This window comes from Thermus antranikianii DSM 12462 (assembly GCF_000423905.1).
GTDB classification, from domain to species: domain Bacteria; phylum Deinococcota; class Deinococci; order Deinococcales; family Thermaceae; genus Thermus; species Thermus antranikianii.
Window position 1 is genome coordinate 1 of the sequence record NZ_AUIW01000024.1, and the last position, 12,500, is coordinate 12,500.

The following is a 12,500-nucleotide window of genomic DNA, read 5'->3' on the forward strand; positions in this document are numbered from 1 at the left end:
GAAGGAGGTGCTGGAGAAGATGCTTCAGGAGCGGTATGCCCCCCGTACACAGACTCTTACACATAACTCTTGACACGACCCCTCATACTGCTCTAAGTATAGAGGGGAAAACCTGAAGGGTACAAGGGTGGGGAGAAGACAACGTGTAAACTTGCCGTGCAGGTGCTGTTGATGGGAAGGTATGGACCCTGGGTTCACATGTGTCGTACCCTAAAGCATGTATCTAAGAACCCACCGACCCCCCGACAGGGCACACCAACCCGTGACCTCCTCCCACCCTTGAAAGGGTGGGCTTCCCCTTTCATTGAGGGAAACTTACCCGGATCGAGGGATTGCTCCCCAAAATCCGGGCAGCGGCTTCCTTCTCCAGGGGCGTTACTTCGGGCCGGTCCAACCCTAGGGCCTGATCGGGGCTCAGGCCAAGCCCTTTTCTCAGGATCACCAAGGCGGCGTTAACATCCCGGTCGCACTCCCACCCGCAACTGCAAGCGATGATCCTTTGGGATAGAGGAAGCTCGTGCCTTTTCCCACAGGCGTAGCATTCTTTGGTGGTAGGTTCAAACCTCCTCACAGGGATAGGCGCCTTGAGGCTGTTCCTCAACCTCAACTTCAATCCGCCTATCCTTGAAGAGTGAACCTGCCTACCAAAGAGCCGCGCCCAGCTCGCTAGGAGGTCGTCCTGGAACACCACCTTCCCGTAGAGTTTGAGAAAGGCCAGGACCTTGTTCTCTGCATCCTTCCGACGGTTGTTGAGCTTTTCGTATTCCCTCCTCAAAAGAAAGCGGATCTTTCCCCTCCGCTTAGAGCCCCTTTTTGCCCTCGCCAGTTTCCTCTGGAGCCGTTTGAGCCTGGGGGTCTCGTGTACCTCAAAGTCGATCTTGATCCCGTTGGATAGGGTGAGCTTGGACTCGATGCCGAAGTCTATCCCCACGGCTTCAAGGTAGCCCCTACGGGGCTGACCGGCTATCGGCTCAGGAGAATCCCCTTTGGCTAGATAGCAGGTCACGTGGAGGTAGTAGCCGCTGGGTTTTCTCACCAGCACGGCGCCGGCGATCTCTACCCCCCGGGGGATCTGGTGGAGACCCAAAACGCGGAAGTCCCCGAGCTTCTGTATCCTCGCCCTGTTCCGGGCAAAGTCTAGGCTGTAGGTCACGCCGTACTGCTTGAGGGGGATGGAGTGGACAAACCTTTTTGGCTTGAGAGGGCCTACCCTGTACCCGCGTTCCTTTAGCTTCTTAAGTGCCCGGAGGTTATCCTTGAGCCTGTCGGCGATTTCCTGCTTGATCTGGGAGCCGAGGAGGACAAGCCGCCTCTCTTCAAAGCCGTCCCCCACTTTAACCTCTACGGCGTCTACCTTGTTGGCCGGCAGGTTAAGCCTCCCCAGGTCCGATACCAGCCAGTTGTAGAGCCACTTGGCCTCCAGGAAGGCCCGGCTAAGGAGTTCCTCTTTCTTCCGGGATAGGTTCTGGAGCTTAAGCTCAAAGACGGCAGGTTTTAGGCTTGCCCGCCGCTCTCTCGTTTCTTGGATAGCGCTCTTGATCCTTTCGGCCTTGGTCACACCCCATCTCCCCGATCTGATGTGCTTAAGGGTTTCGCCGCTTGCCGTTCCTATGTACATTTTACCGCAAGCATTAGAGGCCTGAAGCTTGGGCAACCAGGGGCGCCTTTCATCCCACCCTTGAAAGGGTGGGCTTTCCCGGCGCTTCTCTGTAAGCGAGGCCGGGATCGCTTACGGGGTCGTTACCACCCTTTTTTCGTTTGCCACCTCCTTATTCGCGAAAGAAAGATTTCGCGAATGAACACCCCTCACTACCCTCCTCCGGGCTTCTGTGGTATCTTACGGGCATGCAAGGAGAAGTCTTGACCGTGGAGGAAGTGGCCAAGCTCCTCCGGGTTAGCCGCAAGACGGTGGAAAAGCTCATCTACGCCAAAAAGCTCCACGCGGTGAAGGTAGGCCGGGTTTGGCGCATCCCGAGGGCCGCCGTGGAGGCGTTCTTGGAAGGGAAGGAGTACCGTGAACCTTAGAAAGCTCTGGTCCTGGCTTCGCCTCGCCAAGATGCTGGCCCGGGGCCGGGTGGGCAAGCGGTGGGCCCTACGCCGGGCCCGGTGGCTTTGGCGCAAGGGGAGGAAGCGTAGGAGGTGGTGATGCGAAGGCGCGGCAAAGGGGGCGGAAGCGTCTTCTACCACGAGGGCAAGGGGAAGTGGGTGGCCCAGCTCACCTGGGTAGACCCCGCCACGGGCCGGAAGGTCAAGCGGGAGAAGCATTGCGAAACCCGCAAGGAGGCCGAAAGGGCCCTGGCGGATATGGTGGCCGCCCAGGCCAAAGGGCTCCTCACCGACCCTTCCAGGCTCACCACGCGGGACTTCGCCCTGGAGTACCTGAAGCGCCTGGAGCGGGAGGGGCTTAGGCCCAACTCCATCCGCCTGGCCTTGGACGAGCTAGCCCACGCCCTCCCCTCCCTCAAGGACCCCAAGGCCCACGACCCCCTGGGCCGCATGCGGCTCCAGGAGGTGAAGCCGGTCCATGTGCGGGCCGCCATGGACCGGGTGGTGGAAGCAGGCTACGCCCCCCGCACCGTGGGCCGGGTGCTCATGCGGCTCAAGGCCCTCTTCCGGGAGGCCCTACGGCTGGAACTGGTGGCCAGAAACCCCGCCGAAGCCGTGAAGGTGCGCCTGCCCAAGGGGGAGAAGGCGGCCAGGGCCCTGGAGCCCCACGAGGTGGCCCGGCTTCTGGAGGCCGCCGAAGCCTCCCGGTCCAAGGACATGGCCCTGCTCCTCCGGCTCATGCTGGAAACCGGGCTCCGCCGGGGCGAGGCCCTGGCCCTGCAATGGCGGGACATAGACCTGGAGGCCGGGGAGCTTACCGTGTGGCGGGCTTGGGTAAAGGTGGCCGGAAGGGGGGCCTTCTCCGAGCCCAAGACCCCCACGGCCAAGCGCAAGGTGCCCTTGCCCCGTGGCCTACTCCTTCGCCTGAAGGCCCGGAGGGAGGAGCTTCTGGAACGGCTCACCCCGGAGGAGGTGGACGGGCTCTTCCTGGTGGGCGGGGTGAAGCCCGTGGACCCGGACGCGTTCAACCACTACCTGCGCCGCCTGGCGGAAAGGGCGGGCTTGGGCCGGGTGAGGGTGCACGACCTTCGCCACACCTGGGCCACCCTGGCCCTCTCCCGGGGCGTGCCCCTGGAGGTGGTGAGCGAGCGGCTGGGCCACGCCAGCCCCACCATCACCCTGAATGTGTACCGCCACCTTCTGGAGGAGGAGCGCCGGGGGTGGGTGCTGGACCTGGAAGAACTCCTCTACCCCGCCCCCCGCGCCCAAGCCTGAACGGATAGACCGGCTGATAAACCGGCTAAAGCAATTCCCCCCACGCTACCGTGGGGGGAAGCTTTGTGTTCTGATGCTGGTGGGCGGCGTAGGACTTGAACCTACGACCTCTCGCGTGTGAGGCGAGCGCTCTTCCTCTGAGCTAGCCGCCCCCAGGCCTTTTGCAGGGTAGCATGGGCCAAGGAGACCTGTCAAGCAAAGGCCCTGACCCTCCTCTGACAAGGCTCGGGCTAGACTAAGGTCGTGGCCACGGTCCTTGTGGTGGAGGATGAGCCAGCGGTGCGGCTTGGGGTGCGGCTGGCCCTGGAAAAAGCCGGGCACAGGGTGCTGGAGGCTGCAACCTCCCAGGAAGCCTGGCCAAGGTTGCGGGAGGCGGAAGCCGTGGTCCTGGATTGGATGCTCCCCGATGAACCCGGCACCCGGCTCCTGGAGCGCATGCGCCAAGGAGCCTATCCCGAGCTTCCCGTCCTCATGCTCACCGCCCGAACCGAGGTACGGGATCGGGTGGAAGGGCTTTCCCGCGGGGCCGACGACTACCTGGTAAAACCCTTCGCCACCGAGGAACTTTTGGCCCGCCTCGAGGCCCTCCTGCGCCGTGCGGGCAGGCGGAAGGTGCTCCGGCGCGGACCCCTTCTCCTGGACCTGGAGCGCAAGGAGGCCAGCCTGGACGGCAAGCCCCTACCCTTAACCCGGCGGGAGTTTGAACTGCTGGCCTTCCTGGCCCAGCGCCCGGGCCGGGTCTACTCCCGGGAGGAGCTTCTGGAAGCGGTCTGGGGCCAGGACTACCTGGGCACCCCGAGGACGGTGGACCAGCACGTGCTTCAGCTCCGGGAAAAGCTGGGCGAAGACCCCAAAGCCCCCCGCTTTCTGGAAACCGTGCGGGGCATGGGGTACCGCTTCAAGGTGGCCCCGCAAGACACGAACCACGTTCCTAGCCAGACCAAGGGGGAAGGGTGAACGAACTTCTGGCCGAGGCCTGGGAGCAAGCCCTGGAGGGCCTGGTCCTTCACCGGGATAGGCAGGTCCTCTACTTGAACCCCAGGGCGGAGGAGCTTTTGGAGGTGAGCCGGGAAAAAGTGGTGGGCCGCCCCCTCCTCCTCGCCCTCCGGGACCACCGCCTCGAGGCCCTGGCCCTCCACGGGGGCGAGCGCACCCTGGAGGTGCGAAGCCGCACCCTGAGGGTGAGGGCCCTTCCCGGCAGGCTCTACCTCCTGGACGAAACGGAGCTAAACCGGCGCCTGGAGGCCCTGGAGGAAGCCACCCTGGCCCTAGCCCACGAGCTCCGTACCCCCCTGGCGGGGATGGGGCCCCTCCTCGAGGCCCTCACCCCCAGGACCCCCCAGGAGAAGGAGGTGCTGGACCTCCTCAAGGGGGAGGTGGCCCGCCTATCCCGCTTGGTGCGGGACCTCTCCCTCACCCAACCGGGCCCCAAGCGCACCTTCTCCCTGGAGGAGCTCTGGCCGCGCCTGGAGAGGCTTCTTAAGGAGAAAATCCGGGAAAGGCAAGTGGAGGTCCACCTGCCCCACACCGCCCACACCGACCCCGAGGCCCTCTTCCAGATCCTCCTTAACCTCCTGGACAACGCCCTTAAGTACGGCCAAGATCCCATCCGCCTCCTCTCCCGGGAAGAGGGGGGGCGCCTTTTGCTGGAGGTGCGGGACCATGGGCCGGAACTTCCGGATTACGAACTCCTCTTCTTGCCCCGCCACCGGGGGTTCCAGGGGGGAGCCGGGCAGGGCTTGGGCCTCTACCTGGTGCGCCGGATTGCCCAGGGCCTGGGTGGAGAGGCCTACGCCCTGAGGGATGGAGCCGAGAACGTTTTTGGCGTGGCCCTTCCCCTAAACTGAGGCAAGGAGGCAGCATGCGCGAGGTACTGGACAAAGCCCTAAACGAACTGGTGGGGGAAACCCTGAGGATGCTCTCCCTGGTCCGGGAGATGACCCAAAAGGCCACGGAGGCCCTGGTGGAGGGGAACCGGGTCAAGGCGGAAGAGGTCATCGCCAAGGACCAGGAGGTGGATGCCCTGGAGCTTAAGATCGAGAACCAGGCCGTAGCCGTCATCGCCCGGCACCAGCCCGTGGCCTCGGACCTCCGGCTCATCTTCACCATCATCAAGGCCCTCACCGACCTGGAACGGGCCGGGGACTACGCCATGCACGTGGCCGAGGACGCCCTCCTTTTGGCGCAGGAACCCCCCCTTAAGCGCTACGTCACCCTCCCCGAGATGGGCAAGCGGCTTCTGGAGATGATGGACACCCTGGGTAAGGCGGTGGCCGAGCGGGACCCTGGGCTTGCCCGCAAGGTGGTGGAGATGGACGACCAGGTGGATGGCCTCTACGAGGAGGTGACCCGGGAGCTCATCACCTACATGCTGGAAGACCCCCGCACCATCACCAAGGCCCTCACCCTCATGCGGGTGGCCCGCAGCTACGAGCGCCTGGGGGACCACCTGGAAAACGTGGGGGAAAGGGTGATCTACTGGCTCACCGGCGAAGTCTACAAGACCCCTGAGGACGTCTACTAAGAGGGGCCGCGGCGCACGAGAAGCCCGGGTTAACCCCCAAGGAGCGGGCGGCCCTCACCGAGGCCGAGGTCCTGTGCACCCTAGAGGCCTTCCCGGAACCCGACCGCACCCTGGCCCTGAGGCTCCACACCCTTATCGAACCCTGGGCCCCGGGGCTTTCCCCAAGGTTGGGGTACGGCATGCCCGCCTACAGCTGGAAGGGCAAGGTCCTGTGTTTCTTCCAACCCGTCCCCAAGTTCAAGACCCGCTACGCCACCTGGGCTTCACCGATCCAGCCCAGCTGGACGAGGGCACCTTCTGGCCCGTGGCCTTTGCCGTGAAGGCCCGAAGAGGAGGAAAAGGTTCGGGAACTCCTGCGCAAGGCCCTGGGAGAAGGCCTTGAGGAAGCCTAGTCGGCCTCCACCTCCTCCACCGCCTGGCGGCGGCCCGCCTTCCACTCCAGCCCCGCCCAGATGAAGTCCAAGAGGTCCCCGTCCAGGACGTTCTGGGGATCAAAGCGCATGAGGCCCGTGCGGTGGTCCTTCACGTACTGCTTGTCCAGGACGTAGCTACGGATCTGGCTTCCCCACTCGATGGGCCGCACCTCGCCCCGGAGCTTCCTGAGTTCCTCCTGCTTCTTCCTCCACTCCAGCTCGTAAAGCCGGGAGCGGAGGACCTTCATGGCCAGCTCCTTGTTCTTGATCTGGCTCCGGGTGGTCTGGCAGGTGACGGTGATCCCCGTGGGCAGGTGCACGATGCGCACGGCGCTATCGGTGGTGTTCACCCCCTGGCCCCCGTGCCCCTGGGAGCGGAACACGTCGATGCGCAGGTCCTCGGGCCGGATGACCACCTCCACGGTGTCGTCCACCTCGGGCATCACCTCTACCCCGGCGAAGGAGGTGTGGCGGCGCCCCGAGGCGTCAAAGGGGGAGGGACGGACCAGGCGGTGGACCCCCGCCTCGGGGGCGAGGAACCCATAAGCGTTCTCCCCCCGGACGATGATCTGGGCATAGTCGATGCCCGCCTCCGCCCCAGGGGTCACGTCCACCACCTCCACCTGGAACCCCTGGCGCTCGGCGAAACGGGTGTACATCCGCAAAAGCATCTCCGCCCAGTCGCAGGCCTCCGTACCCCCAGCCCCGGGCTGGATGGTGAGGATGGCGTTCTTCTCCGCGTGGGGGAAGGAAAGAAGGGTCTCGTGGTAAAGGCTTTCCAGCTTCTTGGCCGCCTCCAAAAGCTCAGGCCTAAGAACCTCCCGCTCCTCTGCGGGAAACTCCTGCCACAGCTCCAGGAGGCCCTCGAGGTCGCTCTCCAGGGAACGGAAGGTATCCACCGTGCGCCGCAAGCGGGCGGCTTCCTGGCTTATCCGCCTAGCCTCCTCCGGATTCTGCCAGAGGGCCGGGTCTTCCAAGCGTTTCTCCAGCTCCTTTAAACGGGCTTCCTTACCGGGGATGTCAAAGATACCCCCGGAGGCTTTCCAAGCGGGTGGCAAGAAGGTCCAGGTCCATACCTCCTTCAGTATACAGGCCTCAGCAGCGGAGCACAAGAACCCTTCACATTATGGCGCTCATATTTTATGCTAATCGCGGAGGTGACTATGGCACCCAACGGGTTGGCGAGAAAAGTCCACATGCCCTTCCCCCAAGGCCATGCCCAACGCCTTCCCGGGGCAAGGCGCCCCCCAATCCTCCCTTCCCCATCCCCGGACCTCCGCACCCTCATGCGAACCCTGGCCCAGGAATACCGGGAGTTCGTGGGGAAAGGGGATGAGGAGGAAGCCTGGACCCTTCTCGCCGCCAAGCTCGGGGGAGACCGGGCGGTGGCCCGGGAGGTGTGGGAAGCCCTCCACCGGGCGGGCCTGGGGGGCAAGGGATATAGCCCCGAGGAACACCGGAACCAACTTCTCCTCCGCTTCCTCGAGGCCCTGCGCCTTTTCCCCTAGGGCCTATTCCCTTGACCCACTCAAAGCTTTTCCTATCCCGCTAAACCCCTAGGCCATTCAGTCAGCGGCCAGTGGGGCCAAGGGAACCTCGGCCAGGCTCACCCTGGCCCCTAAGGCCTTCAGGCGCTCCTCCAGGTGCTCATACCCCCGTTCAAGAAAATAGACTCCTTCGATTTCGGAAACCCCCTCGGCGCTCAGGGCGGCCACCACCAACCCACCCCCGGCACGGATATCCAGGGCCTTCACCTGGGCCCCGTGCAACCGCTTCCCGTTCACCAGGAGGGTGCGGTCCCTCAGGTAAAGCTCAGCCCCCATCCGGGCCAGCTCCCCCACATGGGTGAAACGGTCCGGGTAAACCCGGTCGGTGATGGCGCTCTGCCCGGGAACCGTGGCCAGATAGGCGGTAACGATGGGCTGAAGATCCGTGGGGAAGCCGGGGTACTCCCGGGCCTCCACAAAGAAGGGCTTGGGATCAGGTACGGCCCAGAACCGCACCCAGTCCTTCCCCACCTCCACCCGGTGCCCGGACTGCTGAAGCTTATCCAAAAGGGCATCCAGGTGGTCGGGGCGCACCTCCCTTAGGGTGATGGATCCCCGGGTGGCCGCCGCCGCCAGGAGGTAGGTACCGGCCTCTATGCGATCGGGGATGATGCGGTAAGTACCCCCGCCAAGCCGCTTGGCACCCCGGATGTGCAGGATGGGGCTACCCAGACCATGGACCTCCACCCCCAGCATCTTGAGAAAGCGGCCCAGGTCCTCCACCTCCGGTTCCATGGCCGCCTGCACCAAGGTGGCCTCACCCCCAAGGGCCACCGCCAGCATGGCCTGCTCGGTCCCGCCCACCGTGGGCAGGTCGAAGACCACCCTTCCCGCAAGGGGACGGGTCCTTCGGGCGTAGAAGGTGTTCTCCTCCTCCACCACCTCGGCCCCCAGGGCCCGCAAGGCCTTCACGTGCTGGTCCACCGGCCTGGCCCCGAAGGCGCACCCCCCCGGCAGGGAGATTCGCCCCTCCCCCACCCGGGCAAGAAGGGCCCCCCAGACGATAAAGCTGGCCCGCATCTGCCCCACCAACTCATAGGGGGCGTGGGTGTTCCGGATCTCCGGGGTGTGCAGGTGGAGGGTGCGTCCTTCCCACTGGTAACGGGTGCCGAGGTGGGAAAGAAGCTCCAGCATCACCTCCACATCCCTCAGCCTGGGCACCTCCAAGAGGGTGATGGGCTCGGGTGTGAGGAGGCTCGCTGCCAGGATGGGCAAGGCGGCGTTTTTAGCCGGATAAACGCGCAGCTCGCCGGAAAGGGGCTGGCCTCCCTCAATCCGCAAGATCCTGCTGCCCCGCCGCGAGTCCTTGAACATCATACACACCTTACTCAAGGTGAGGATAAAAGGGACAATCCGCATTGTCAAGGGCATGCACCCTTTGCTACACTCTTCCAAGGGAAAGGGAAGGTATGCCCAAGAAGGAGAAGAAGCGGCTGCAGGTGGTCATCTCCGAGGAACAGGACGCCCTTCTCACCCGGGCGGCCTACGCCCTTTCCAGCCCGGAAAGGCTGGTCTCCAAGTCGGAGGTGGTGCGCCTGGCCATCGCCAAGATCGTGCAGGAGCTGGAGGGCAACAAGGAGGAGCTGGCCGAGCTCCTAAGGCAGCTGGAGCCCGAGGAATAAAATGACGGGCATGGTTCTAGGCGGGCGGTACCGCCTCGAGGCCTCCTTGGGTTCCGGGGGCATGGCTGAGGTGTGGCGGGCGGTGGACGAGCGCCTAGGCCGCAAGGTGGCGGTGAAGCTCCTCCATCCCCGGGCCCTGCCCCCCGAGAGGGAGCGGTTTCTCCTGGAGGTGCGGGCCCTCTCCCGCCTCTTTCATCCGGGCATCGTCCAGGTGCTGGACCTGGGAGAGGTGGAGGGGCGCCCCTACTTCGTGATGGAGCTGGTGGAGGGGGGTACCTTTGACCGCCTCGGTCCCTTTGAGGAGGGCCCGGAAGGGGAGAGGATCCTCGAGGCGGCCATCCAGGTGATGGAAGCCCTGGCCCACCTTCACGCCCAGGGCATCCTTCACCGGGACCTCACCCCCAAAAACATCCTCCTCACCAAGGAGGGGCATCCCAAGGTCATGGACTTTGGCCTGGCCTACCTTTTGCAGGAAAGCCGCCATCTAACCCGCACCGGGTACACCCTGGGCACCCCCACCTACATGGCCCCGGAACAGGCCAAGGGCCTGCCCCTTACCCCCCGGGCTGACCTCTACAGCCTGGGGGCGGTCCTCTACCGCACCCTCACCGGCAAACCACCCTTCGAAGGGGAAAACGATCAGGCAGTCCTCTTCCAGCACGTCTACGAGTCCCCTAAGCCTCCCCAGGCTTTGAACCCCACCATCCCTTCCGGGGTGGCGGAGGCGGTGCTCTCCCTTTTGGCCAAGCACCCGGAGGAAAGACCCTCCCACCCCAGCCTCTTCAAGAGCCCCCTGCAGGAGTTCCAAGCCCTTCGCCTTGCCACCCCCCGGGCCGGGTCCAGCCGCTCGGGCCACTATCCCCTGGCCCCTGACCCCCGCAGGCTTTCCCTGAAGGGGAAGGTGGACCTGGGAGGGGAGGCCGCCTGGCCCGGGGAGATGGTCTACGCCCACGGCCGGGTCTACCTGGGGGCGGGGCGGGGCCTGGTGGAGGTGGACCTCCTCTCGGGAACGGTACGCCGGGAAAACCTTCCCGAGGAGGTCACCGCTCCCCCGGTGGTCCGGGGTGGGGTATACGTGGCCGCCTGGGACGGCCGGGTGCGCCGCTTCAAGGCCCAGGCCCTGGAGTGGAGCGCCGACACGGGGGCAGAGATCACCGCCGCTCCCCTGGTCTTGGGGGAGCGGGTCTTCGTGGCCAGCCGGGACGGAAGCCTCTATGCCTTTGAACGGGACCGCCTCCTCTACCGCTTCCAGGCGGGAGGCCACCTTTCCGCCAGCCCCACCTTCCACCGGGGCCTCCTTTTCCTGGCCTCGGAGGACGGGTTCCTCTACGCCCTGGACCCGGACACAGGCGCCTTACGCTACAAGGTGAGAACCGGTCCCGTGCACGCCCCCGTGGCCGCCTACCGGGGGGTGCTCTTCATCCCCACCTGGGAGGGGGAGGTCTACGCCTTTGATCCCTTGAGCCGGGAAACCCTCTGGAACACCGCCGTGGAGGGCGAGATCTGGGGCGGGCTGGCCCTGGACGAGGAGCGGGTCTATGTGGCCGCCTGGGACGGGGTCTTGAGGGCCCTGGACCAGGCCACGGGGGAGGAGGTGTGGAGCCTCGAGGTGGGCAAGGTGACGGCAGGCCTTTCCTACGCTGCCGGGCATGTGTACGTGGCCACGGAGGAGGGGCGTTTCCTGGCGGTGGACCAAAGGGGCCAGGTGGTCTTTGAAGCTACGGGCCTGGGGGCGGTTCAAGTGCCGCCTCTGCCCCTGTCCCAGGAGATCCTGGTGGCCAACCTGGCGGGGAAGCTCTTCCGCTTTGGCGTAGGATAGGGGCATGGAGGCGGTGAGCACGGATAAAGCCCCCCCGGCCATCGGCCCCTACTCCCAGGCGGTGCGGGCTGGGGGGCTGGTCTTCGTTTCCGGCCAGATTCCCCTGAAGCCCGACGGCACCCTGGTGGAGGGGGATATCCGCGCCCAGACGGAGCAGGTCATGGAGAACTTGCAGGCCATCCTGGAGGCCGCAGGCTCCAGCCTTTCCCGGGTCGTTCAAACCACCTGCTTCCTTTTGGACATGGAGGACTTTCCCCTTTTTAACGAGGTTTATGCCCGCTATTTCTCGCCCCCCTACCCAGCCCGGGCCACGGTGGCGGTGAAGGCTTTGCCCAGAGGGGTCCGGGTGGAGGTGGCCTGCATCGCCCTGGCGGATTAAGGCACGAGGGCAAAAAAGCGTAAAATATCGGCATGACGGTCCAGGAAAACCAAGCGGAAGAACTTCTCCACCGCTTTCGCCAAGGGGATGTGCGGGCCCTGGCCCGGGCCCTCACCCTGGTGGAATCGGGACACCCTGTGGGGCAGGAACTCCTCAAGCGCCTGCGGGGACAGGCCCGGGCCAAGGTGGTGGGCATCACGGGAAGCCCGGGAGCTGGCAAGAGCACCCTCACCGACCGCTTGATCCTGGAGGCCAGGAAGCGGGGAGAGCGGGTAGGGGTCTTGGCGGTGGACCCCTCCAGCCCCTTCACCGGAGGGGCCATCCTGGGGGACCGGATCCGCATGATGCGCCACCACCAGGACCCGGGGGTCTACATCCGCTCCCTGGCCTCGAGGGGAGCCCTGGGGGGCTTGGCGGGGGCCACGGTGGCCGCCTTAGCCCTTCTGGAGGCCTTCGGCTTTGACCGCATCTTCGTGGAAACCGTGGGGGTGGGGCAAAGCGAGGTGGACATCGCCCGGGTGGCGGACACCACCCTTCTCGTCCTCACCCCAGCGGCGGGGGATGCGGTGCAGGCCTTCAAGGCCGGGGTCATGGAGATCGCCGATCTCTTTGCCGTGAACAAGTTTGACCTACCCGGCGGGGAGAGGATCATCCAGGAGCTGAAAAGCGCTCTGGAGCTGGCCCCTCCCCGGCCCGGGGGATGGCACCCTCCCATCTACCCCACGGTGGCGGCCACGGGGGAAGGGGTGGAGGCCCTCTTTGAGGGGCTGGAGGCCCATTACCAGCACCTCGTAGCCCACGGGCTCCTCGAGGCCCATCGGCTGGAACGGGCCCGTTTCGAGGTGGAAAGCGTCATCCAGGAATGGGGGCGGAAG

Annotated in this window: 14 protein-coding genes and 1 tRNA gene (1 of these 15 running past the window's edge); 11 read left to right on the forward strand and 4 right to left on the reverse strand. The window is 65.2% G+C overall.

The features are described from left to right. Positions 1 to 301: 301 nt before the first annotated feature. Positions 302 to 1,558: an RNA-guided endonuclease InsQ/TnpB family protein gene (locus G584_RS0110760; protein WP_028494616.1), complete on the reverse strand. Its 1,257-nt coding sequence runs from the start codon at positions 1,556 to 1,558 to the stop codon at positions 302 to 304. Between the two features lie 287 nt (positions 1,559 to 1,845). On the opposite strand from G584_RS0110760, the gene G584_RS0110765 reads away from it, so the two are divergent. The 3 genes from G584_RS0110765 to G584_RS0110775 are packed head-to-tail and all read left to right on the forward strand — an operon-like array spanning position 1,846 to position 3,321. Further along, complete coding sequence (locus G584_RS0110765; protein ID WP_028494617.1) at positions 1,846 to 2,025, forward strand: helix-turn-helix domain-containing protein; 180 nt, start codon at positions 1,846 to 1,848, stop codon at positions 2,023 to 2,025. Then, complete coding sequence (locus tag G584_RS13105; RefSeq protein ID WP_272595903.1) at positions 2,015 to 2,146, forward strand: hypothetical protein; 132 nt, start codon at positions 2,015 to 2,017, stop codon at positions 2,144 to 2,146. The genes G584_RS0110765 and G584_RS13105 overlap by 11 nt, the downstream gene beginning before the upstream one ends. After that, a complete protein-coding gene (locus G584_RS0110775; protein ID WP_028494618.1) occupies positions 2,146 to 3,321 on the forward strand; it encodes a site-specific integrase in 1,176 nt (391 codons plus the stop codon). Before G584_RS13105 ends, G584_RS0110775 begins: the two co-directional genes overlap by 1 nt. Positions 3,322 to 3,398: 77 nt before the next feature. Here the strand turns inward: G584_RS0110775 and G584_RS0110780 are convergent. Then, a tRNA-Val gene (locus tag G584_RS0110780) sits at positions 3,399 to 3,473 on the reverse strand. 91 nt (positions 3,474 to 3,564) lie between these two features. On the opposite strand from G584_RS0110780, the gene G584_RS0110785 reads away from it, so the two are divergent. From G584_RS0110785 to phoU, 3 genes are read left to right on the forward strand one after another with little or no spacing between them, the layout of a single operon-like run. After that, positions 3,565 to 4,278, forward strand: a complete 714-nt coding sequence (locus tag G584_RS0110785; RefSeq protein WP_028494619.1) for a response regulator transcription factor — start codon at positions 3,565 to 3,567, stop codon at positions 4,276 to 4,278. Beyond that, the gene (locus G584_RS0110790) at positions 4,275 to 5,168 is read left to right on the forward strand and encodes a sensor histidine kinase (protein ID WP_028494620.1); all 894 of its coding nucleotides are present in this window, start codon (positions 4,275 to 4,277) and stop codon (positions 5,166 to 5,168) included. The genes G584_RS0110785 and G584_RS0110790 overlap by 4 nt, the downstream gene beginning before the upstream one ends. 14 nt (positions 5,169 to 5,182) lie before the next feature. Further along, positions 5,183 to 5,845: a phosphate signaling complex protein PhoU gene (gene phoU / locus G584_RS0110795; protein WP_028494621.1), complete on the forward strand. Its 663-nt coding sequence runs from the start codon at positions 5,183 to 5,185 to the stop codon at positions 5,843 to 5,845. Positions 5,846 to 6,233: 388 nt separating this feature from the next. Here phoU and prfB read toward each other — a convergent pair. Next, positions 6,234 to 7,332 (reverse strand): peptide chain release factor 2 gene (prfB, locus tag G584_RS0110800; RefSeq protein WP_157626420.1). Its coding sequence is split into 2 segments (ribosomal slippage): positions 6,234 to 7,280 and positions 7,282 to 7,332, totalling 1,098 coding nucleotides; the frame shifts between segments, so codons are not numbered across the junction. Positions 7,333 to 7,421: 89 nt separating this feature from the next. Here prfB and G584_RS12220 point away from each other — a divergent pair. Continuing rightward, positions 7,422 to 7,766, forward strand: coding sequence for a hypothetical protein (locus tag G584_RS12220; protein ID WP_157626421.1), 345 nt, complete (start codon positions 7,422 to 7,424; stop codon positions 7,764 to 7,766). 57 nt (positions 7,767 to 7,823) lie between these two features. Here G584_RS12220 and murA read toward each other — a convergent pair whose 3' ends face one another. Beyond that, positions 7,824 to 9,122: a UDP-N-acetylglucosamine 1-carboxyvinyltransferase gene (murA, locus tag G584_RS0110810; RefSeq protein ID WP_028494623.1), complete on the reverse strand. Its 1,299-nt coding sequence runs from the start codon at positions 9,120 to 9,122 to the stop codon at positions 7,824 to 7,826. Between the two features lie 92 nt (positions 9,123 to 9,214). Here murA and G584_RS0110815 point away from each other — a divergent pair, with 92 nt between their 5' ends. The 4 genes in view from G584_RS0110815 to meaB are tightly spaced (at most 32 nt apart) and all read left to right on the forward strand, a layout consistent with a single transcriptional unit that may run on beyond the window. After that, positions 9,215 to 9,427 (forward strand): hypothetical protein, encoded by a 213-nt coding sequence (locus G584_RS0110815; protein WP_028494624.1) that lies wholly within the window; start codon positions 9,215 to 9,217, stop codon positions 9,425 to 9,427. A 1-nt stretch (position 9,428) separates the two neighbouring features. After that, positions 9,429 to 11,246 carry a protein kinase domain-containing protein gene (locus G584_RS0110820; protein WP_028494625.1) on the forward strand — a complete coding sequence of 606 codons (1,818 nt, stop codon included), beginning with the start codon at positions 9,429 to 9,431 and terminating at the stop codon, positions 11,244 to 11,246. A gap of 4 nt (positions 11,247 to 11,250) precedes the next feature. Beyond that, positions 11,251 to 11,625 (forward strand): RidA family protein, encoded by a 375-nt coding sequence (locus tag G584_RS0110825; protein ID WP_028494626.1) that lies wholly within the window; start codon positions 11,251 to 11,253, stop codon positions 11,623 to 11,625. 32 nt (positions 11,626 to 11,657) lie between these two features. Next, positions 11,658 to 12,500, forward strand: the 5' portion of a protein-coding gene (gene meaB, locus G584_RS0110830) for a methylmalonyl Co-A mutase-associated GTPase MeaB (RefSeq protein ID WP_028494627.1). Its footprint extends 102 nt past the window's final position; 843 of the gene's 945 nt are visible here — the first part of the coding sequence; the start codon lies at positions 11,658 to 11,660; its stop codon lies off the right edge, out of view.

Excerpts from the sequence above, each read along its gene's own strand:
- G584_RS0110765 (WP_028494617.1), top strand. The coding sequence starts at position 1,846 with ATGCAAGGAGAAGTCTTGACCGTGGAGGAAGTGGCCAAGCTCCTCCGG.
- G584_RS0110775 (WP_028494618.1), top strand. The coding sequence starts at position 2,146 with ATGCGAAGGCGCGGCAAAGGGGGCGGAAGCGTCTTCTACCACGAGGGC.
- phoU (WP_028494621.1), top strand. The coding sequence starts at position 5,183 with ATGCGCGAGGTACTGGACAAAGCCCTAAACGAACTGGTGGGGGAAACC.
- G584_RS12220 (WP_157626421.1), top strand. The coding sequence starts at position 7,422 with ATGGCACCCAACGGGTTGGCGAGAAAAGTCCACATGCCCTTCCCCCAA.
- murA (WP_028494623.1), bottom strand. The coding sequence starts at position 9,122 with ATGATGTTCAAGGACTCGCGGCGGGGCAGCAGGATCTTGCGGATTGAG.
- G584_RS0110815 (WP_028494624.1), top strand. The coding sequence starts at position 9,215 with ATGCCCAAGAAGGAGAAGAAGCGGCTGCAGGTGGTCATCTCCGAGGAA.
- G584_RS0110820 (WP_028494625.1), top strand. The coding sequence starts at position 9,429 with ATGACGGGCATGGTTCTAGGCGGGCGGTACCGCCTCGAGGCCTCCTTG.
- G584_RS0110825 (WP_028494626.1), top strand. The coding sequence starts at position 11,251 with ATGGAGGCGGTGAGCACGGATAAAGCCCCCCCGGCCATCGGCCCCTAC.